The organism is Pedobacter humicola (assembly GCF_056490705.1).
In genome coordinates this window covers 116,428-138,352 of record NZ_JBWJIG010000008.1, presented here as the reverse complement: position 1 = coordinate 138,352, position 21,925 = coordinate 116,428, and the positions used below count along the sequence as shown (strand labels likewise).

Sequence of the window (21,925 nt, the reverse complement as noted above, 5' to 3'; positions counted from 1 at the left end):
TTAAAAAAGGACTTAATTCATAAAACATGTCAAAATATAAAATCGCAATACTGGATGATTATCAGGATGTAGCGAAATCATTTGCCGACTGGGCGCCGGTTGCTCAATATGCAGAAATCGAAGTGTTCACCAACCATCTTTACGAAGAGGATGAAATTGTGGCACGCCTAGCGCACTTTGAAGTCATCTGCGTGATGCGCGAACGTACACCTTTAACACCAGGCTTGCTGATGCGTTTGCCCCATCTTAAACTGATTGTATCTACAGGGGCCAGAAACCGGTCTATAGATCTTGCGGCAGCGGAGAAACTGGGCATTGAAGTGCAGAACACCGGATACCTCGGTCATGGCGCACTGGAGCTTACCTGGGCACTCTTAATGGCCATCGCTAAACACATTCCACAGGAAAACGCCAATCTCCGCGCCGGTGGCTGGCAGCATATGGTGGGTAATGATCTAAAAGGTAAAACCCTTGGCATATTAGGACTTGGAAATTTGGGTGCACAGGTTGCTGCCGTAGCAAAAGTTTTTGATATGGATATCATTGCCTGGAGCGAAAACCTGACACCCGAAAAAGCAATGGCTGGCGGTGCCAGATATGTAGACAAAAAAACTTTATTTCAGGAATCGGATTATTTAACCGTTCATATGGTGCTGAGCGACAGGAGCAAGGGCATTGTGGGTGCCGGAGACCTGGCACTAATGAAACCGACGGCCTACCTGATCAATACCTCAAGAGGGCCATTGGTGGATGAAGATGCGCTGGTTAAAAGTCTGGAAGAAAACAAGATTGCCGGTGCGGCTTTAGATGTTTTCGATAAAGAACCGCTTGATAAAGACCACCCTTTCCGAAAATTGAAGAACGTACTCGCTACACCACATATCGGCTTTGTTACTCAGGATACCTACAGCCTTTTTTTCAACGATATTATTAAAGTCTTACTGGATTGGCTGCCAAAACATCCAAAAAATTAAATTCTGTGGTGTCAGATGGTAACATCTGACACCCTTTTTACCCTGAGGCTCGAAGGATCTGCGACCCACCACGGTTAGCTTTCCCAACTTTTAACACCTCCATCAATTTTGACAGAACAGATTCTTCCTATCGTCAGAATGACAAAAACCCAACAGCATTATAGAGAAACCGATTCCATTTGTCTAGATGTAGTTTAACGTTTTTTATAATTGCGTTTTATTTTTGTAAGATCACATCTAGCTTTTATCAATAATGATTTATTTTTTAATACACGCAATTGTGGTTTTTGAAATAAAATTTAATATTCTTTCAATTATGTTTATAAATCTATCGATGATTTTTAACTCTTTTTAAACCACGTTTGTGAAACTGTCAATGTAATTTGATTTTTTTTCAACTTCGATAATTAACCTATCGGTGTAATTTAACTTTATTTCAACTGTGCTTGTGAAATTTTAAATATAATTTAACTTACTGTCGACTACAATGATAAACCTATCGATGTAATTTAACTTTTTATAACCCGCGTTTGTAAAACTTCTAAGGTAATTTAACTAATACTCAACTGTGTTTTCATTCTCTCATTCAATCCTTCTCCTATTCAACTCCCTATATTTCGTATCCAAAATCGCCTTTTAGCGAAATATCGTTAGCCATTTATGGCCCTGGTATTGATCGTACGGCATGAGCGCTATATTATTCCCTTTGGCATGTTCTTTGAATTCGCGGGTTTGAACCATAAGCAAACGAAGTCCTTATCGAATTAATCCTCAGTATCGCCGTGACGGTGCATAATCAGTTGATTATCGATTGTGTTGGCGATTGTAATAAAGTTCAACATCCAATCCCACGATTGATATTTTCGGGGAATCAATTTTTGAAAAGAATGAGAAAACAGGAATCAGATTTGAGCACCAATACGAATGTTAATGATGTTAAACCCAATTCTTATTTTGAAACACGGGCCAAAACAGTTGCGGAACCAGAAAAGGATTTTACACTAAAGGAACTGTTTCAAGGTGTGTTTTCTAAACTACATCCCTTATTCTCGATTGATTGTGGTGCATTAATTTTGTACAATAAGGAAATGGACCACATTACAAGGGCTTATCTCACCGAAGCCATTTCGGGAAAAATCTCCTGTACCGAAATCATTTCCGATCCGGTTAGCCTTTCGCTGATTACAAAAGAGATTTCGGGTTTTGATTTTCCTGTGCTCAAGTCGCGGCAAGACTGGATTGCTGATTTTGGCGAAAATCATTGCTTAAACAATCATCCTACAGAATATCTCTTTCACTGTTATATCCCCCTGGAGCACAGCGGGAGGATATTAGGTACTTTCGAATTGCATAACCATAACCGCGGATTAAGTGCTGAAGGCTTGACTTTTTGCTGCAATATTGCCGATTTTATTGCCGGCTTGCTGGCTGTAATGGAGGAAAGAAGTGGATATGTGCCAAAGCCGGCAACATGGCCCAACCAGGAGACTATAAATAACCTCAAAACATTAACACATGCTGAGGCGAAAATTAAACAGTTGGAAAATGAAATTGAAAAACTGAGTGCCCAGCTTGCCGAACACCTTGTTTGTAAACCTGAAGAATCCACTGAAATGCTTACGCACTCAGAAATTGTGGGCAGCAGTCCTGAAATGCAGGAGGTGTATAAATTACTCAATCGGATCTCTTCTTCAGAAACTACGGTGCTCATTTTGGGCGAAACAGGAACTGGGAAAGAATTGATCGCCAAAGCCATTCACGATGGTTCAGGAAGAAGTCAGAAAACAATGATTAAGGTGAACTGCGCTGCTATTCCGCCTAATTTAATCGAATCAGAGCTTTTCGGCCATGAGAAGGGGAGCTTTACTGGCGCCACTGAAAGGCGGACAGGTAAATTTGAACAAGCGCACAGGGGTACTATATTCCTCGATGAAATAGGCGAGTTAACACTCGATTTGCAAGTGAAATTGCTCCGTGTTTTACAGGAAAAAGAAATAGAGCGTGTGGGGGGCAAAACAACCATCGCAACAGATGTGCGCATCATCTCAGCCACCAACAGAAATCTCTTAGCAGAGGTGGAAGCGGGGCGGTTTAGGCGTGATTTATATTACCGGTTAAATGTTTTTCCGGTTTCATTGCCACCACTTCGAAACCGTAAATCAGATATTGCTGCGCTTGCCCATTTTTTCCTGGCAAAATTTGCCAGAAAATCGAACCGGAATCTGGATGGATTTTCAAAAAAAGCAATTGCTGACATGATGGCTTACAGCTGGCCTGGGAATGTGAGGGAATTGGAACACCTCATCGAACGGCAGGTGGTGATGGCAGAAGGAAATGTGATTAAGGATATCGAAATTCCAGGCGATCACAAACAATCCATATCTTCAGTTACGTCTGTTAAAACCATATTTGAAAACGAACGCGATCATATATTCGCAGTGTTGGAATTGTGTAACGGCCGGATTTCTGGGCGGCATGGGGCAGCAAAATTATTGGGTGTTCCCGCAACCACACTAAATTCGAAAATCAAGAAACTTGGACTGGCAAAAAAACACATTTATTAATATCCTTAAAGCTATAGTATTCGTGCTTATTCCTTTTGAACAGCTTACTGAAATGGCGATATCTTGCGCGCTTTTTCAAAGATATCGCCATTTTCCTGCTAACAATCGGCTTAAATATCCAGTTCGTATGATGATCTGGACGCTTTATCCGCCTGATCCAATAAATCAGCATCGTGTTCGGCCGCCCGTTCATCACTGATAATTGTACTTTGATTTAACGCATCTTCTTCGCTGGTTAATGCATCTTCTTTATCGTCAGATAGTTCTTCTTTGTTTGGGTCTATAATCATGGCTTTTTTTTATTTAAAGATAACCATTTAAATGAGTTTAAACCACCCCTTTTTGCTTTTAAATTTGATAAACAATTCAATTCGCCGACATTTGTATTAGTGAGAAATTAGACCTGAATTTTATCATAAATTCACTTTATATCGTTGATGTTTTATTGTTGATATATTATTAAGATTTTGTTTTACAGTGTTTTGTGAGTTGGTTTGTTTTTTGGTAAATTAACGCGTTATCTTAAAAGAATAAATCATTATGGATTACGATAATTTAAAACACATCGGAGAAATGACTTCACTTTCTGAAGTGGTGAATGCGCTTGCTAAACAGGGTTATACTATCGATTTCAATCTAAAAAGTAGTCAGGTCAATGATGGTGAAAATCCGATACAGGAGTTTCCGGAACAATTTTTAATCGATAAACATTACCGTTTTGAAGGCGAATCTGATCCCGATGATGAGGCCATTGTTTATGCCATCTCTTCTGTTGACGGGAAAATCAAAGGGATTTTCGTTAATGGCTATGGAACTTCATCCGAAAAATCGGGTGATGAGCTGATAAAAAAGTTAAAAACCCGAACCCATTAGATCTGTACATGAACAAGTTAAAATTATACGGTAAGCCAGACTCGCCTGAAATTTACCCGATCAGGGATTTTTTAAAACGGAGCGTTGTAGATTTTGAATGGTTCGACATAACGCACGATGAATTAGGCTGGGGCCAGGGAATCACCTCATTTAATAATCCTGAAAAACATCCTGTAATAGAATTTCCCGATGGTAAGGTGATCGTAAACCCAAGCCTGGAGCAAATTGCCAGCAATTTAGGCTGGATTACCGAGCCCAAATACCCAGAATACGATCTTTCAATTTATGGCGCTGGTCCGGCAGGCTTAAGTGCTGCGGTTTATGCCGCATCAGAGGGTTTGAAAACTGTTCTGATCGAGCGCGAAGCCATGGGCGGACAAGCCGGTACAAGTTCTTTGATCGAGAATTATCTGGGTTTCCCAGAAGGGATCTCCGGTGCAAATCTTGCTGAAAGAGCCAGGCAACAGGCCCTGAAATTTGGTGTCGAAATCCTGCTGTTAAGGGAAGGGATTAAAGGTTCATTTTACGATAATAGAATCCATGTTGATTTTGCCACAGGTGAGAAATTGGTCGCCAAAACAAATATTTGCGCAACGGGTGTGGAGTATGCCAGGTTGGATCTTCCCGACGAGACCCGTTTCTTTCATAAAGGCGTTTATTACGGTGCTGGCGCAAGCGAGGCTTTTTTCTGTCAGGATAAGGACCTTTATATTGTTGGTGGAGGAAACTCCGCCGGACAGGCCGCTACCTATTTTTCGGGCTTTGCCAAACGTGTTTTCATGGTCATCAGAAAAGGCAATCTTGCTGATACCCTATCGGATTATTTGGTACAACGGATCGCGACGATAAAGAATATTCATGTTTTATACTTTTCGCAGGTAACAGCATTGGAAGGTGATGATTATTTACAGCGGATCAAGATTGTAAATAGTCAGGAAGGAACAGAAGAATGGCGCGATACCTCAAAATTATTCATTTGTATCGGAGGGAAGCCAAATACTGAATGGGCGGTTGAAACAGCAATCTGCAGGGATAAAAACGGATATCTGTATACCGGAAACGACTTGCTATGTTTGGATCAATATAAAATGTGCTGGGAATTGGACAGACCACCTTATCATTTAGAAACCAGTGTTCCGGGTTCATTTGCCGCAGGCGATGTGAGGTTTAACTCCGTAAAGAGAGTGGCATCAGCTGTAGGTGAAGGCGCTATGGCCGTTACCCAGGTACATCAATACTTGTCAAAATTATCATGATGGAAAGCAACAATATATGCAGCCACCTTGAGGCTGTAAAAGAACTAAAAACGGCAAAAGAACGTGTTTGTGAAGAGTGTGTAAAACAAGGTACGGATTGGGTACACCTTCGCACCTGCCAAACCTGTGGGGTAACGTTGTGCTGCGATTCGTCGCCCATGCAACACATGTCGCACCACTGCAGGGCAGAAAAACATCCGGTGATGATCTCATCCGAACCTGGTGAAAGATGGATGTATTGTTTTGTTGACGATGAAATGGCGGAGTATTAAGCTAGCTTATCTGATCACACATTGTTACTTAAACGTTTGCGCAAATAAATATCCTCAATTTCAATTAAACACTTACTTTTTTTAACAAATTCGTTGAGCCGAACGGAAGTATATGATAAAAAAGATAAATGTATTGATTGATCTACCTGATTTTGGTATTGTAGATTTGCCTTTGGCTTATACGCTGGGTGTGGAAAGCGGAAAGCCAGGTGTATATTTAGCGAACTGTAAAGTATTACTCCATCATAAAAAACTTCCGAGCTGGCTACATACACCTATATTTAGTATCACTTATACCAATGCTGATGATGAAAGTGGATATATGGTCTCCGTTTGCGCTAATAAAGGAACAACAAATCATTATCACGAAATGATGCTGAGCATTGTGTCTTCGTATATTAAACGTAAAGAGGATTTATTGGTTTAGTGGAACATTAGTCGATACCAAATAGTCAGCGGGAAACAATACAAGTAGTTTGAATGCGTTTAAACTCGTATGTTGTGTACTATGGTTTTGAGTGGACTATATACCGCAAATGCTTAACTTGCAATATTTTACAAGACTATGAATAGATTTAAACATTTGTTATCGTTAGTATTGCTCTGTCTGTCCGTAACCGGTCTGGCCCAGGTAAATCAATCAACCGGAATTCATTTTTTTAAGGGATCCTGGAAAGCGTTGATGGATGAGGCAGCAAAACAGAACAAGTTAATTTTCGTTGACGTATATACCGACTGGTGCGCTCCCTGTAAAACAATGGATCAGGAGGTATTTCCCTCACAGGAGGTAGGAAAGGAATATAACAACCTGTTTGTGAGCTATAAGTTAAATGCAGAAAAAGGCGAGGGCATTGTATTAAGTAAACATTATGCCGTTAAAGCGTACCCTACATACCTGTTTTTAGATAAAAATGGAAATCTTATAGACCGGTCCGGCGACTATATGCAAGCTTCCGAATTTATCGCTGTCGGTAAAAAAGCTGCAGCATCCAAAAATGAATCAGGGAGTTTAGCCGAATTGGACGCACAATTCCGGAAAGGAGACCGGCGCCCCGACTTTTTAAAAGCATATCTGGAAAAAAGAACAGCACTAAAGATGGACAATGCAGAGGTGCTTAATGCCTATGTTACTGTTCTTTCTCCTCAAATGCTTAAACAGCCCAAAACCTTATTATTTTTAACCCATCACATGGGCGGTACAACTTCAAAGGCATTACCGGTTGTGCTAAATGGATTGAATTATCTGAGTGTGGCGCAGAAAACAGATGTGGCCGATCAGCTATTTAATGATATGCTCTATGCTACACTTGGGACAGCGATAAAGGAGAAGAATGAAGCTGAGGCCAAAAAAGCATTTGCGGATGTAAAGCGGATACAGCCTCTTCTTTCCAGAAAATACGAACCTACAGTAGAGAATCTCGAGTTATATTATTACAGGTTAATAAAGGATATTGCTGGTTTGAAAGCTATTGGCTATAAAATTGCAGCAAAACAAATGGCTATTTCTACCGATTCGCTGAGAAAAAAAGACCGGATGTTATTTGATCAAATTATGCAGCCTTTTTTTAACGGTAAAATGGACAGTACAAAATTTGCCGGTTATGCGGAAGAAAGGAAACTCGCAGCTGTTCAATATTCGGCGGCGACCGCCACAGCACTTTATACGGTTTCAAATGCCTTCAAAAATATGCTCAGCGCTAAGGATAAAGGACTGGATGATGCTTTAATTTGGGCACAGTGGGCCTATCGTATTTATCCCAATGAAAATATTCTCAAATTGGTTGAGCAATTAAAGAAAACAACGAAATAATCTAGTTTTCCGGTTAAGGTCTTACAGGTAACATCCTTAGACCATTTTAAAACCAATTTTCCTTTAAGATTGTTCAATCCAAATCATGATGGAGCGAAAAATAAAATGGAAGGGCTTGAAATACCCATCTCAGGAAGATTGTATCCTGAAAGAAACGGATAATGGTGTAGAGGTTACATCAGTCATTACCGGAACGGTCGGAAACAAGACGTTTAAGTTGAAATACAGGGTTTTAGCAAATAAGCTGTGGGAAACTAGTTTACTGGATTTGCACGTCATATCGAACGGCAATGAAAGAACGCTTTTGCTGGAGAAAATGAAGGGTTGTTGGCTGGTTAACAATGCGGTAGATCATCGGTTTGATGCTTGTGTGGATATTGATATTTCATTAACACCATTTACCAATACCTTACCGATAAGAAGGTTAGTTTATAATGGCCATGTGCGGAATAAGATTGAGGTGGTGTACATCGATATTATTGCTAATATAATTATGCCTGTAACACAGTATTATACCAAAATATCAGATTCGGTTTATTTATATGAAAATGAAAAAACAACATTTAGTGCCGAACTAAAAACTGATTCACATGGCCTGGTGATTGCATACCCGAACTTATTCATCGAACAGTGGTAACAGCTATTTCCGGCCAGATATGATTACAAAAGGTCTTGTTATTGCGCTTCCATTTTTATCGGTTCTTTCTTCGGTCATTTTGTTAACCTTTATATTTACAAAACCCGCTTGATGGAAGAAGTCTTTTACCTGATCAACTTCATAAAATGTAAAATCTACTTGTGTCCAGGGAAGATCAACTCCATAATTTTTTTCAACAAAAGCAATCTCAAATTTCCCTCCTGGTTTTAGTATACGGTAAATTTCCAGGAAATATCTTGCGGGGTTTTTCCAGAAGTAAAGACTGCTAGCTGAGAAACAGCAATCAAAAAAATCATCTTGAAAACCCATTCTGCCACCTTCTTCAATTTTGAGTAATTGATTCCACTTTTCTGTTGTGCTTAACATATCGCCTGATAATGCCTCATGTAACGGCACCTCCGAAATACTGGCGCCATAGTAATTAATCCTGTTTATCTTTTGAAAAAGAAAGGGAAGATGTTTCATGTCATCAAAGCCGATTTCCAATATTTTGGCATCAGCATTCGGTTTTGAGTGCTGCAACAGTTTGAAAATGATCGAATTGCTTGGGAGGGCAGCATCATTCTTCGTTTCTTCAACAGATACCTGATCCCTGTCATATTCCTGCCCGCACTGTTCTGTAAAATCTATCTGCTGATCCATAGCCACTATTTCTTTTTTGTGATGTATTTATTGTTAACTGTGCCAGATCATCTAAGGTATTTGATCTATAAAACCCACTCTGTTCAGGTTATTTAACACATTTGGCAAAAGTGAAGAATCACCAGAGTGTGCTTTTACACTAAAGGGATTTTCTTTTACAGAAAATGGAATTGTTTATAACCGTTTTGGGATAGTTCCGTTTTTTTTATGATAATTGCCCATATGGGAATCAATGTTGGTAAGGATTATGGGAGCTGGAAAAAGGTTGGAGGAAGTTTTGATGAATTTCCGGTTAAAGAGCAGTTGGTAACAGAAAGGAAGGAAAAATATAGCTTCTCTTTTAGTGATGCAGAATTGATGCAGATCAATATGCCGGACATTTATATCGTTTATGGCGACATTCTGTTTAAAAAGCATCAGATGTATTTCAGTCCTACTTATGATGTTCCAGACATGATAAAATTGCGTTTTACTTTATCGGGTAACGGAACAATCTTTAATAAGGTGAACAGCAAGAAATATACCTTTCGCTCTAATCAGCAGAATATCATTTATATGCCCGAACTGGATGGTACGGGTGAGTACGATACCAGCTGTAGCTACCGTTTCTTTGAAGTGCATTTTGCGAAGGAAAAATTTCTACAGCTTGCAGAACATTCGTGCAGAACGCTCCAGGTTTTGGCCGGGCACATGGATTCAGGACATTATACACAGATGGCCGAGCAAAATCTGCCCATTTCATGGGCCATGCAAAATTGCATAAATGATATTCTCAATTGCAATTATACGGATGGATTAAAACTGATGTTCCTTGAATCAAAATGTGTCGAATTGCTTGTGTTGCAGGCCGAGGCTTTTGAAAGCGCAGGGAGGAAGAAACAATCCTTACCATCTACTTATGATAGAGATTGCCTGTATGATGCAAGAGACCTTCTTATTGCAAACGTTCACCAGCCGCCGTCGGTTGCGGAGCTGGCGAAATTATGTGGTATTAATGCGTTTAAACTTAAGCAGGGCTTTAAAGGATTGTTTGACAACAGCATATTTGGTTATCTGAGCGACTACCGGCTAAATTGCGCAAAAGAACTACTACGTGAAGGCAAGCCTATAAAATCGGTTGCATTCGAAATGGGTTATTCTTCTGTTCAGCATTTTAGCAATGCGTTCCGGAAGAAATTTGAAATATCACCTGGTAAAGTGAAAAGCTGAAAAGAATTGTGCTTATAATTTGATTTTTGTATTTTTATACGATGAGAATAGTTGAGCTGGATACTTTTTATAAACACTTCCCGGAAGAGGATACGGCTGTGTCTTCTAAACATCTTGGACATTTCAATATTTTTAAGATAGAAGATATTTTAACACCTGGCGGAAGCAAGCTTTCGTATAGCCGCAGGGCTTTTTATAAGGTGAGTTTAGTGGTTGGACACAGCAAGATTCATTACGCCGATCAATGCATCGAAGTGGGGGGAAGTGTATTGGTTTTTACCAATCCAATGGTCCCTTATTTTTGGGAGCGGATCAGTACCGAACAATCAGGTTACCTGTGTGTGTTTACGGAAGAGTTTTTCAATCGCTTCGAAAATGTTAAGGACTTCGCTGTTTTTCAGGATGCTGCAAATGCAATTATCCCTTTAACTACTGCTGAATCCACTTATTTTGTCGGGCTATTTGAAAAAATGGCTCATGAATTAAAAGGCGATTATGCTTTTAAATATGATCTCATTAGAAATCAGTTAACTGAACTGATTCATAGTGCACAGAAAATGAGACCTGCGGTAGGCACTCCTCATACCGGAAGCAATGCCGCGGAACGGACGACCCATCTCTTTAAAGAATTGCTTGAGCGTCAGTTTCCGATTGATCTGAGCAGTCAGGTGATTCAGCTCAGGTCGGCAGCCGATTTTGCCGCTCAACTTAACCTGCATGTTAACCACCTCAATAAATCAGTCCGTGAGATTACGGGTCGAACAACCTCTCAGTTAATTTCGGGGCGTATTCTGCAGGAAGCGAAGGTGTTGTTGAAAAGTACAGACTGGAACATCGCTGAAATTGCATGGAGTTTGGCCTTTAAAGAATCGAACCATTTCTCTGCTTTCTTTAAATCCCAGACAGGATTGAGTCCTGCAAAATTCAGATTCGCTAAAAATGATTGATTTTTGTATGTATTGATTTCTTTTTCGTATTTCGGTAGCCCTTATATTGTGGAGATTTGTTCCATTAAATCTATTATATCATGTGGACAAATAAAAACATCAATAATCAAAGCGGCCGTACCTTTCTGGTCACAGGCGCCAATTCAGGAATAGGATATGAAACTACCAAAGCTTTATATGAAGCTGGTGCCCATATTATTATGGTCTGTAGAGATTTTGACCGTGCAGAGGAAGCAAAAGAAAAACTCCTTTCGGTAAATGCTGCAGGTAGTCTGGAAACCGCACAGCTTAATCTTTCCAACCTGAGTGCCATTAAAGAATGTACAGATCAGATCATTAAAAAGCATCGTAAAATCGATGTATTGATCAATAATGCAGGGGTAATGCTTCCGCCCGCATCTAAAACCGATGATGGTTTTGAACTTCAGTTCGGCACTAATTTTATCGGTCATTATGCGCTAACAGGTTATCTTTATCCCCTTTTAAAGCAAACAGCCGGTTCGCGGATTGTTACGGTTAGCAGTATGGCCTATCTCCACGGCAAAATTGATTTCGATAATTTAAGATCAGAGAGAGACTATGACCCCATGCGCGAATATGCGCAAAGTAAACTGGCCAACATCCTGTTCACGGTAGAACTTCAGCGCCGTATTGAAGCTGAAGGAGATACTGTTGTCTCCATCGCTGCACAACCTGGAGCAAATAAAACTGAGCTAACCAGACACATGTCGGATGTAGATTACCAGGCTGCGGTAAAACGTGTTGGTGAACTGATGGAGCCTTGGCAAGGCGCTTTGCCTTCACTGTATGCCGCAGTTTCTGATGATGCTGTTCCGGGCAAACTTTACGGACCAGATCAGGATGGGGGATATCGGGGTTATCCGGCAGAATCGCCAATTATACCAAGTGGTTTGGATGCAACAGTTGCAAAACAGTTATGGGATTATGCTGAAGAGGTGACGGGGATTAAATTTCTTTAGGAATTATTATTTATAATTTCTATTTGCCACATCATTTATATTGATTTATCGTCTAAAAATCAATATAAATGATGGAAGATTTTAGAGACATTAAAAGACCTCGATATATCATCATTACTAGAAGGCTTTTCCAGCCTACAGCCTGCCCCAACCCTTCGGGGAAGCAATCTTAAAGCGGTCGCTATTTGTTAGCGTATTAAGATTTCTTCGTGCCTCAGCAATGACGACCATTTATACCATGGTCGGTGGCTCTCAGGCCATTTTAAACCGCAATATTATTCGACATTTTATATTCAGAAGGTGTAATCCCGGTTTGTTTTTTGAAATATTTGCCAAAAAACGATGAATTACTAAAGCAAAGTTCAATTGCCACTTCCGAAATGTTCATTACATGACTCGTTAACAGTAGTTTTGCTTCTCTGATCACCATTTCATCGATAATTTCTCCGGCAGTCCGATCTGTAACCTGTTTAACAACCTGCGATAAATGTCTGGGTGTAATGCGTAAACAGTTGGCATAATAAATCACTCTTTTTTCCTTTTTGAAATTTTCTGATACCAGCGCTAAAAAGCGGTTTGTTAATTCTGTTCGGCTGTTATGCACCAAAGGAAAGGGTTCTTTTTGTTTGTTTTTTAGCAGAAAGATATCGTAAACGAGCTCCAAAAAGCTATTGTGTACAATGTTTTTGATCTGTGGCGTGTCTTTCGAAACATTTAGTTTTTTGTGAAGCGCCAGCATATCGTAATAGATAAAGGTATATTCCTCTTTCGATAATGAAAACTTATGCGATTGAATATCCTGCGACATGCGATAGGTTTCACCGCTGTTAAAAAATATTCCCTTGTTTTTTAAATAACTTTTATTGAAGTGGATGCTGATAAATGCAACGCTGCTATTATCAGTGATTTCATAAACAGAATGGGGCAAAACCAGTAAGATATCTCTTTGGTTCAGTACATGATCCACAAAGTTGATCTTGATATTCAGCTGTCCTTTTGTGATGAGAATTAAGGCATAACTCGATACGCGAAAAGGCTCCGAACTGCAATAATGTGGATCATTACTGTTGTGGATTTTCGCCATCAGCCCTTCGTTTAACGAAAGTGCTTCTTCATGGTTTTTCTCTGAAAAAGTTTTATTAAGTAACTGTTGTTGCATAAAATTGTTCAGCGGTTTTTTAATAATTTCTTAACAGATAGGATCTTCTTTTGCACTATAATTCCTATTATCCTTTTACGGATATTTTGGCCCATTATCTGTCGGATTTTGTATGGGCAAATGTAATGTTCGGGATCAATTCTGCAAGTATAATTTTTTAAAATGACTAATTTCTGATTGATTTTTGTGTTTTTGATTAAGAAATTATATTGTTTTAATTGGCTTAAAAACAGTTATTTATGTGTTTTATGGTGCTTTTTTAGGCGTTTTTGATTATTTTACTATTTTATAATAAAAGTCAGAATGTCAATTGGTCAATTCATCTGAATGTCACATTTTCCAAATCCAACCTTTTGACCAATATATCCCACATTTGAACCTTTTTTTCGCTTCAATTCCGCGTTAAAATTGTGTTATCAAATCGTATGGTTAATGCAACCTTAATCTGTGGGGTTGATTTTATGATCAACAAATAGTTTTAGGGGCAGACCAAACTTTCAGAACAGGGTTTTAAAAAACTGAAGAACAATAGCGTTCAGTATGCGTAAAAAATTACAAGATAGAATTGCCTCTTTTAAGGATGCAGCTATGATAAAGGAAAAGGGATTGTACCCTTATTTCAGGTCGATAGAATCTGCTCAGGATACCGAGGTAGTGATCGATGGAAAAAAGGTATTGATGTTTGGTTCAAATTCTTATTTGGGCCTAACCAATCATCCTCAAATAAAGGAGGCAGCAAAAGCAGCCATTGAAAAATATGGTACAGGGTGTGCCGGCTCAAGGTTTTTGAATGGATCGCTCGATATCCACCTCGAACTGGAAAACCGCCTTGCCGAATATGTGGGCAAAGAGGCTGCTGTACTTTTTAGTACGGGTTTTCAAGTGAACCTTGGGGTAATATCCTGTTTATTAGATCGCAACGATTATCTGCTGCTTGATGAATATGACCATGCATCCATTATTGATGGAAGCCGTTTGGCCTTTGCACGCACGATTAAATATGCCCATAACGACATGCAGGATCTGCGCCGCAAACTAAGCCGTTTACCCGAAGATGCTGCCAAACTGATCGTATCTGATGGTATTTTCAGCATGGAAGGCGATCTGGTTAACCTTCCGGAAATGGTGGAGATTGCCAACGAATTTGGCGCCAATATTATGATGGATGATGCACACAGTCTTGGCGTAATCGGCTTTAACGGATCAGGAACAGCTTCACATTTCAATCTTACCGAAGATGTAGATTTGATTATGGGCACCTTCAGTAAATCGCTGGCCTCATTAGGTGGTTTTATTGCAGGTAGTACTGAAACAATAGAATATATTAAACACCGCGCCAGATCGCTGATGTTTAGTGCAAGCATGCCACCATCGGCTGTGGCGAGTGTTATTGCAGCATTAGACATCATCGAATCGGAGCCTGAACGCATCGATAAGCTTTGGGCCAATACCGAATACGCCAAAAAGCTTCTACTCGAAGCTGGTTTCGACATTGGACACAGCAACAGCCCGATTATTCCGGTTTACATACGCGATAACATTAAAACCTTTATGATTACCAATATCCTTCAACAGAATGGCGTATTCGTAAATCCGGTAGTCTCTCCTGCAGTGCCTTCGGATTCTTCTTTAATCAGGTTTTCTCTGATGGCCACACACAGTTTCGACCAGATCGAATCGGCTATTGAAAAACTAAGTGCAGCTTTTAAGGCCGTTAACGTAGAATTAGTAGGAAGCCAGTCATGAGAGAACTTGTAAAGGTTTCTGGCAAAAAAGCATTGGCGGCATTTGTAGATTTCCCGCACGAACTGTATGCGGGAGATGTAAACTATGTACCCGAACTTTTTATAGCACAGCGCGATCTGCTTACTCCAGGTAAACATCCCTTTTACGAACATTCAGAAATACAGCTCTTTTTGCTGTATGATGAGGGTAAAATCATCGGAAGGATTGCAGCCATCAACAATACCAACCACAATAAGGTTTATGGCGGGCATGATGGATTCTTTGGCTTTTTCGATTGTATAAACGATGCATTGGCGGCCAATGAACTCCTGGGTGCAGCACAGAAATGGTTGCAAGAAAAAGGTTTGACCAAGATTTTAGGTCCGGTAAATTTTTCTACCAATGAGGTTTGTGGATTGCTGATTGAAGGTTTTGACGGTCCGCCTGTAGCCATGATGCCCTATAATCCCCAATATTATCTGCCGCTTTTGGAACAAACCGGTTTTCAGAAGAATGTAGATTTAAGGGCTTACCGTTATACTGCAGGCAACTACAGTGAAAGATCGGTTAAACTTTTGGATAGGATAGAAGAGCGTTTGCTGCGAAATGATATTGTGTTGCGTACAATCAACATGAAGAAATTCAAGGAAGAATGCAATGCAGTAAGGGAGGTATACAACAAAGCTTGGGACAAAAACCTTGGTTTTGTACCGATGACGGATAAAGAATTCGATTATACGGCTAACGATCTGAAAATGATCCTCGATCCAGAGTTTTGCATCCTTGCCGAGCAGCATGGCAAGATTGTAGGTTTTGCACTGGCTATTCCTGATATCAACCAAATCCTGATCAAAATTAAACGGGGCAGGTTATTCCCTACAGGTTTAATTAAATTATTGGCGAATAAAAAGAAAATCGACGGCATCCGCATTTTATTACTTGGTGTAGTAGATGGCTACCGTAAAATGGGCATCGAAGCTTGTCTTTATGGTCGTATCATCAAACATTTCAAGGCCAAAAACATGAAATATGCAGAGGCGAGCTGGACTTTAGATCACAACGACATGATCAATAAACCCATTGAAGATATAGGCGGGAAACTGTACCGAAAATACAGGATTTTGGAAAAAGCGATATGAAAAAGCGGGTGTTGATTACAGGGGCAACGGGATTTGTGGGCTATCACCTGATTAAATCTGCTTTGGCGAATGATCTGGAAGTATATGCAAATGTGCGTCAATCTGCCACTGCTGATCACCTCAAAGATTTTCCGGTCAACTATGTAGATCTTGATCTTTCTTCGATATATCTGTTACAGGAAAATATAGAGGATAAAAAATACGATTATATCGTGCATGCAGCTGCGGTTACAAAGGCTAAAAATCTGAATGAGTATAATCGTGTAAATGCTATTTACACCCGAAACCTGGCTGTTGCAGCTTCGAAGTCTACACACGCTATCGAGAAATTTGTATTCGTGAGCAGTTTGGCGGCATTGGGACCTTTAAATGAAAAACAGGGGAAACTGACTGATCAGGGTGCCTCCAATCCGGTAACCAGCTATGGGATCAGTAAGGCGCTTGCAGAGACCTATCTGGCCCAAATCCCAAATTTGCCTTTCATCATCTTCAGGCCAACAGCTGTGTATGGACCAAGGGAGAAAGATATTTTTATCCTGATTAAAACGATTAAAGCCGGGCTCGAACTTTATATCGGCAAGCAGGAGCAGGAACTGAGTTTTGTATATGCAACAGACCTGGCCGATATCATCATTAATGCATTGGCATCTGAAGTTGTTGGCAAAAGTTATAACATTTCGGATGGTGCGGTATACAGCCGCTCATCGCTGGCTACTTATGTTAGTAAGGCGCTGGGCAAAAGAACAATAAAGGTAAATGTACCTGTGCCGCTTATTAAAGGATTAGCCTGGTCGATGGAACGATTATATGGCGTATTTAATAAGATACCGGCCTTAAACGTAGACAAAATAAAAGAACTCACGGCCATCAACTGGGGCTGTGATATCAAAAATATTCAAAAAGACTTTGGTTTTGTGCCCCGCTTCGGGCTAGAGCAAGGTCTTAATGAAACCATAAACTGGTACCGTAAAAACAATTGGTTATAAGATTTTAAATAAAAATAGAATGAGACAACAAGTAAAAGCAGCTGAAGGCAAGTTGGGTATATTAATGCCAGGCCTTGGCGCTGTAGCAACAACGATGATTGCCGGAGTTGCTGCAATTAAAAAAGGGATATCAAAACCTATTGGTTCGTTAACCCAGATGGGAACGATCCGATTAGGAAAAAGAACTGAAAATAAACAACCTAAAATTAAAGATTTTGTGCCTTTGGCAGGTTTAGACGACCTGGTATTCGGGGGCTGGGATGTTTATGAAGATAACGTTTACGAAGCAGCAATGAATGCCCGTGTACTGGATGCCAACCTTTTGCGCGATGTGCGTGAAGAATTACAGGCCATCAAACCGATGCGTGCTGCCTTCGACAGAAATTATGTAAAAAACCTTGATGGTAAATATGTAAAGGATATCGATAACCGTTACGAACTGGCTTTAGCGGTAATGGAAGATATTAAAAACTTCAAGGCAGAAAACAACTGCGACCGTATTGTACTGGTTTGGTGTGGTTCTACTGAAATCTATTTCGAAGCTTCAGAAGTGCACGAATCGCTTGCTGCTTTTGAGCAAGGTTTAAGAGACAACGACCCTCGCATTGCACCAAGTATGATTTATGCCTATGCTGCATTAAAGTTAGGTATTCCATTTGCCAATGGCGCACCAAATTTAACGGTAGATATTCCGGCATTGATCGAATTGGCTAAAGAGACCGATACACCAATTGCCGGTAAAGACTTTAAAACTGGTCAGACTTTAATGAAAACCATTTTGGCACCTGGTTTGGCAGCACGTTCATTAGGTGTAAACGGTTGGTTTTCTGATAATATTTTAGGTAACCGCGATGGTTTGGTATTGGATGATCCGGATAACTTTAAAACAAAAGAAGTATCTAAACTGGGTGTATTGGAAGATATCTTTAAACCAGATGTGAACCCAGATTTATATGGCGATATGTACCACAAAATCAGGATTAACTATTATCCGCCTCACGGTGATAACAAAGAAAGCTGGGATAACATCGATATTTTCGGTTGGTTAGGTTACAAAATGCAGATCAAAATCAATTTCCTTTGCCGCGATTCGATTTTAGCCGCACCAATTGTATTGGATCTTGCTTTGTTTATTGATTTGGCCAAACGTGCAAATATGTCGGGCATTCAGGAATGGTTGTCATTCTACCTGAAATCACCACAAACCATACCAGGTGTACCAGCAGAAAACGACATTTTTAAACAGTTAATGAAACTTCAGAATACCTTGCGTTACATCATGGGCGAAGAATTGATCACCCATTTAGGTCAGGATTACGAAGAAGAACTGATAGAAACCGTATAAGTGTTTATCCACAAATTTCTTTCAACGGCTCTGGGAATAGGCTATATCGGCAAAGGTGCCGGTACTTATGCTGCAATAGCAACCTGTATCTGCTGGCACCTTTCCCAGAGCCCTTATAGCAACCCATATTTATGGCCGGTACTCTGCACCATGTTCATCGTGACGTTGGGCGTGATGAGTGCCGATCGGGTAGAAGAGATTTGGGGAAAAGACCATCAAAGAGTGGTCATTGATGAAGTGGCAGGAATGTGTATTTCCCTGTTATTTGTGCCATTAAAATGGCAATATACCCTTATCGGACTTGTTCTTTTTAGATTTTTTGATATCCTTAAGCCCTTTTACATCCGTAAACTGGAAGAACTGCCGGGCGGTTGGGGCGTGATGGCCGATGATGTACTGGCTGGTGTTTACGCGAATGTGATTCTTCAGCTGGTTGTTTTATTAGAACTTTTTTAGATCCGATGTTTACGTATTTAAAGGCACAGGGTTCTTCAATAATCGCCTCCGCAATTGATTTCGGCGTAACTGTTTTCGCCGTAAACATTTTGGGTTGGTGGTATCTCGCAGCAAGCATTAGCGGAACTGTTTCGGGCGGGATTGTTAATTTCTACATCAACCGGAAATGGGTTTTCGAAAGCCAGTCTACTGCTATTAAATGGCAGATATTAAAATACATATTGGTGTGGGCAGGGAATCTGGCCATCGTTACAGCGGGTGTATTTGTTTTTACGCATTTTTTTAATCTCAATTACGTACTCGCCAAAGTTTTGAGCTCCGTTTTAACGGGTATAAGCTATAATTATATCATGCAAAAGCAGTTTATTTTTTCAAGTTAAATGAAACCTATTCATTCGTTTTTTCTCCTTGTAGTGTTCAGTTTTATACTGCAGGTAAATGCTTTTGCCCAACGCACCGCAGTTTCGGGTACGGTACGCGATGCCGTGACCAAAGAAACATTGCCTAATGTTTCCGTTTTTTTTAAGGATACCCAGATAGGTACCCAGACCGATGTGAACGGGAAATATACGCTTGCTTCGCCAAACCCACAAAGCGGGCTAAGTTTTAATTATGTTGGGTACCGCACGGTTTTTAAGAATATCGTGCCTTCTGCAACCCAGGAATTTGATATTGCTTTAGTTCCCGATGCTAAGGCGCTGGATGAAGTGATCATTATTGGTGGTAAAAAGATAAAATACCGCAACAAAGATAACCCGGCAGTCGAACTGATCCGCCAGGTGATTGCACATAAAGAAGAAAACCGCATTAAGAGTTACAATACAGTCTCCTTCAGACAATACGAAAAGATGTTATTTTCGCTGAGCAATGTTTCGGATAAGTTTAAGAACAAAAAAATGTTCCGCAATTATCAGTTTTTGTTTCAGGAGCAGGATTCAACCTTAATAGGCGGAAAAAACCTTTTGCCGGTATATATCCAGGAGAAACTGGCCGATACTTACCTCAGTAAAAACCCTGAAAAGAATAAAACCATTGTAATCGGTGAAAAACAGGTTCAGTTTGATAGCAGGTACATCGATAATAAGGGATTAAAAACCTATTTCGATCGGATGTATCAGGATATCGATATTTATAAAAATAACATTTCCGTCATCAGTAATGAGTTCTTGAGCCCGATTTCAGATGGTGCCCCCGCTTTTTATAAGTTTTTTATCACTGATACCCTAAAGAATCAAAAACCTCAGATCATTGAACTGTCGTTTACGCCCCGTAATACAAACGATATGTTGTTCGAGGGGAAAATATATGTCACCAACGATAGTCATTACGCTATTACTGGTGCTTCTTTTGGGGTAAATAAAAACATTAATCTCAATTTTGTCCGCTCCCTAAAAATCGACCTGAATTTTGAAGCAAACGATAAAGGGAAATACAGTTTGAGCAGAAGCAACCTGTTGGCAGATTTTGGTATCGGTAAAACCAAAGGCATTGGCTTTACTGGTGAACGCACGGTTACCTTCAAAAATTACCAGTTTGATACGGTGTTGCCTGATACTGTTTTTCAGGGGAAAAGTACGGTTGTACAGGCCGGTGCTGCAAAAAGAGATGATAAATTTTGGGAGAATAACCGATTGGATACCATCTCAAAAAACCAGTTAAAGATTTATGGCAATATTGATACGCTGCAAAATCTGCCATCCTTTAAGCGGACAATGAAAATTGTTACCCTTTTATTTGCGGGTTATCAGAATTTAGGTCCTTACGAAATCGGTCCGGTAAATACATTTTACAGCTTTAACAATGTGGAAGGGTTAAGGTTGCGTGTTGGCGGAAGAACAACACCAGAGCTGAGCAAACGCTATTATTTCGAGAACTATCTGGCTTATGGCATTAAGGATGAGAAATGGAAGTTTTTCCTTTCAGGAACGTATTCATTTAACAATAAATCCATTTACGAGTTTCCACAGAATTATATCCGGGCAAGTTTCCAGCGTGATACCAAAATACCAGGACAGGAACTCCAGTTTGTACAGGAAGACAACTTTTTGTTATCCTTTAAAAGAGGGGTAAACGATATGCTGCTGTACAACGATTTTTACCGTTTGGACTATGTAAGAGAGTTCGAAAATCATTTTTCCTACAACTTAGGCTTTAAAAAATGGAGTCAAACGCCTGCCGGAGGACTCAATTACCTCAACTCGAATCATCAGTTGGTCAACAGGTTAACCACCAGTGAACTTTCCCTGCAGCTAAGATATGCGCCGAACGAAAAGTTTTATCAGGGAAAAATATACCGTGTGCCTATTGCCGATCGCTATCCTGTATTTAATCTGCGCTATACCGCAGGTTTGAAAGGTGTTTTTGGGGGCGAATACAACTACCATAACTTATTGGGAAGCATTGATAAACGCTTCTATTTATCGCAGTTGGGTTATACTGATGTAACCGTTGAAGGCAGCTACATTGCCGGGAAAGTGCCTTTTCCGCTTTTGGATATACATCGCGCCAACCAAACTTATGCCTATCAGCTCAATTCATACAACCTGATGAACTTTCTGGAGTTTGTGAGCGACCATTATGTGAGCATCAATATCGATCACAATTTTAATGGCTTCTTTTTTAATAAAGTGCCATTGATTAAACGCCTGAAATTAAGAGAAGTGGTATCATTTAAAGCATTGTATGGCGGCTTACGGAATGAAAATAACCCAAATTTTCAAACCGGATTATATCAGCTTCCTATTTACGAAAACGGTGCACAAAGAACTTATGCTTTGGGTAACGAGCCTTATATGGAAGGCAGTGTTGGCGTAGGGAATATTTTTAAACTCTTGAGGATTGATCTGGTGAAGCGTTTCAATTACCTTAATAATCCGGAAGTTTCGGAGTGGGGAATAAGGGCAAGGGTAAAATTTGATTTTTAAGAAAAA

General features: G+C 40.0%; 21 protein-coding genes. 18 read left to right on the top strand and 3 right to left on the bottom strand.

Annotated features, from left to right (window positions below; genetic code table 11):
* Positions 1 to 26 precede the first annotated feature (26 nt).
* Positions 27 to 974 carry a D-2-hydroxyacid dehydrogenase family protein gene (locus AC04Q1_RS14345; protein ID WP_478365276.1) on the top strand — a complete coding sequence of 316 codons (948 nt, stop codon included), beginning with the start codon at positions 27 to 29 and terminating at the stop codon, positions 972 to 974.
* Between the two features lie 887 nt (positions 975 to 1,861).
* Positions 1,862 to 3,538, top strand: a complete 1,677-nt coding sequence (locus AC04Q1_RS14340; RefSeq protein WP_478365275.1) for a sigma-54 interaction domain-containing protein — start codon at positions 1,862 to 1,864, stop codon at positions 3,536 to 3,538.
* Between the two features lie 110 nt (positions 3,539 to 3,648).
* On the opposite strand, the gene AC04Q1_RS14335 is transcribed toward AC04Q1_RS14340, so the two are convergent.
* Entirely contained in the window at positions 3,649 to 3,828 is a 180-nt protein-coding gene (locus tag AC04Q1_RS14335; RefSeq protein ID WP_478365274.1) for a hypothetical protein, read from the bottom strand.
* 250 nt (positions 3,829 to 4,078) lie between these two features.
* Here AC04Q1_RS14335 and AC04Q1_RS14330 point away from each other — a divergent pair, with 250 nt between their 5' ends.
* The 6 genes from AC04Q1_RS14330 to AC04Q1_RS14305 all read left to right on the top strand — a co-directional run bounded on the left by AC04Q1_RS14330 (position 4,079) and on the right by AC04Q1_RS14305 (position 8,386).
* Entirely contained in the window at positions 4,079 to 4,411 is a 333-nt protein-coding gene (locus AC04Q1_RS14330; RefSeq protein WP_478365273.1) for a phosphoribosylpyrophosphate synthetase, read from the top strand.
* Positions 4,412 to 4,419: 8 nt separating this feature from the next.
* Entirely contained in the window at positions 4,420 to 5,667 is a 1,248-nt protein-coding gene (locus tag AC04Q1_RS14325; RefSeq protein WP_478365272.1) for an NAD(P)/FAD-dependent oxidoreductase, read from the top strand.
* On the top strand, positions 5,664 to 5,939 hold the full coding sequence (locus AC04Q1_RS14320) for a UBP-type zinc finger domain-containing protein (RefSeq protein ID WP_478365271.1): 276 nt from the start codon (positions 5,664 to 5,666) through the stop codon (positions 5,937 to 5,939). The genes AC04Q1_RS14325 and AC04Q1_RS14320 overlap by 4 nt, the downstream gene beginning before the upstream one ends.
* A gap of 112 nt (positions 5,940 to 6,051) precedes the next feature.
* On the top strand, positions 6,052 to 6,366 hold the full coding sequence (locus AC04Q1_RS14315; RefSeq protein WP_478365270.1) for a hypothetical protein: 315 nt from the start codon (positions 6,052 to 6,054) through the stop codon (positions 6,364 to 6,366).
* A 138-nt stretch (positions 6,367 to 6,504) separates the two neighbouring features.
* Positions 6,505 to 7,749 carry a thioredoxin family protein gene (locus AC04Q1_RS14310; protein WP_478365269.1) on the top strand — a complete coding sequence of 415 codons (1,245 nt, stop codon included), beginning with the start codon at positions 6,505 to 6,507 and terminating at the stop codon, positions 7,747 to 7,749.
* Between the two features lie 85 nt (positions 7,750 to 7,834).
* On the top strand, positions 7,835 to 8,386 hold the full coding sequence (locus tag AC04Q1_RS14305; RefSeq protein WP_478365268.1) for a putative glycolipid-binding domain-containing protein: 552 nt from the start codon (positions 7,835 to 7,837) through the stop codon (positions 8,384 to 8,386).
* A gap of 3 nt (positions 8,387 to 8,389) precedes the next feature.
* On the opposite strand, the gene AC04Q1_RS14300 is transcribed toward AC04Q1_RS14305, so the two are convergent.
* Positions 8,390 to 9,049: a class I SAM-dependent methyltransferase gene (locus tag AC04Q1_RS14300; protein WP_478365267.1), complete on the bottom strand. Its 660-nt coding sequence runs from the start codon at positions 9,047 to 9,049 to the stop codon at positions 8,390 to 8,392.
* A gap of 222 nt (positions 9,050 to 9,271) precedes the next feature.
* Here AC04Q1_RS14300 and AC04Q1_RS14295 point away from each other — a divergent pair, with 222 nt between their 5' ends.
* The 3 genes from AC04Q1_RS14295 (at position 9,272) to AC04Q1_RS14285 (ending at position 12,185) form a co-directional block, all read left to right on the top strand.
* The gene (locus AC04Q1_RS14295) at positions 9,272 to 10,258 is read left to right on the top strand and encodes a helix-turn-helix domain-containing protein (protein WP_478365266.1); all 987 of its coding nucleotides are present in this window, start codon (positions 9,272 to 9,274) and stop codon (positions 10,256 to 10,258) included.
* A 41-nt stretch (positions 10,259 to 10,299) separates the two neighbouring features.
* Positions 10,300 to 11,205, top strand: a complete 906-nt coding sequence (locus AC04Q1_RS14290; RefSeq protein WP_478365265.1) for a helix-turn-helix domain-containing protein — start codon at positions 10,300 to 10,302, stop codon at positions 11,203 to 11,205.
* 80 nt (positions 11,206 to 11,285) lie between these two features.
* The gene (locus AC04Q1_RS14285; protein WP_478365264.1) at positions 11,286 to 12,185 is read left to right on the top strand and encodes an oxidoreductase; all 900 of its coding nucleotides are present in this window, start codon (positions 11,286 to 11,288) and stop codon (positions 12,183 to 12,185) included.
* Between the two features lie 262 nt (positions 12,186 to 12,447).
* Here the strand turns inward: AC04Q1_RS14285 and AC04Q1_RS14280 are convergent, their stop codons facing one another.
* On the bottom strand, positions 12,448 to 13,344 hold the full coding sequence (locus tag AC04Q1_RS14280; protein ID WP_478365263.1) for a helix-turn-helix domain-containing protein: 897 nt from the start codon (positions 13,342 to 13,344) through the stop codon (positions 12,448 to 12,450).
* Positions 13,345 to 13,884: 540 nt separating this feature from the next.
* Here AC04Q1_RS14280 and spt point away from each other — a divergent pair.
* Genes spt through AC04Q1_RS14245 form a run of 7 tightly spaced genes read left to right on the top strand, consistent with a single transcriptional unit; the run spans position 13,885 to position 21,919 of the window.
* Positions 13,885 to 15,090, top strand: coding sequence for a serine palmitoyltransferase (spt, locus tag AC04Q1_RS14275; protein ID WP_478365262.1), 1,206 nt, complete (start codon positions 13,885 to 13,887; stop codon positions 15,088 to 15,090).
* On the top strand, positions 15,087 to 16,208 hold the full coding sequence (locus AC04Q1_RS14270) for a hypothetical protein (RefSeq protein ID WP_478365261.1): 1,122 nt from the start codon (positions 15,087 to 15,089) through the stop codon (positions 16,206 to 16,208). The genes spt and AC04Q1_RS14270 overlap by 4 nt, the downstream gene beginning before the upstream one ends.
* The gene (locus tag AC04Q1_RS14265; protein WP_478365260.1) at positions 16,205 to 17,194 is read left to right on the top strand and encodes an NAD-dependent epimerase/dehydratase family protein; all 990 of its coding nucleotides are present in this window, start codon (positions 16,205 to 16,207) and stop codon (positions 17,192 to 17,194) included. Before AC04Q1_RS14270 ends, AC04Q1_RS14265 begins: the two co-directional genes overlap by 4 nt.
* Positions 17,195 to 17,213: 19 nt before the next feature.
* Entirely contained in the window at positions 17,214 to 18,539 is a 1,326-nt protein-coding gene (locus AC04Q1_RS14260; protein ID WP_478365259.1) for an inositol-3-phosphate synthase, read from the top strand.
* Complete coding sequence (locus AC04Q1_RS14255) at positions 18,540 to 18,995, top strand: phosphatidylglycerophosphatase A family protein (protein ID WP_478365258.1); 456 nt, start codon at positions 18,540 to 18,542, stop codon at positions 18,993 to 18,995.
* A gap of 5 nt (positions 18,996 to 19,000) precedes the next feature.
* Positions 19,001 to 19,375: a GtrA family protein gene (locus tag AC04Q1_RS14250; protein WP_478365257.1), complete on the top strand. Its 375-nt coding sequence runs from the start codon at positions 19,001 to 19,003 to the stop codon at positions 19,373 to 19,375.
* Complete coding sequence (locus tag AC04Q1_RS14245) at positions 19,376 to 21,919, top strand: DUF5686 and carboxypeptidase-like regulatory domain-containing protein (protein ID WP_478365256.1); 2,544 nt, start codon at positions 19,376 to 19,378, stop codon at positions 21,917 to 21,919.
* The last annotated feature ends 6 nt before the right edge of the window (positions 21,920 to 21,925 follow it).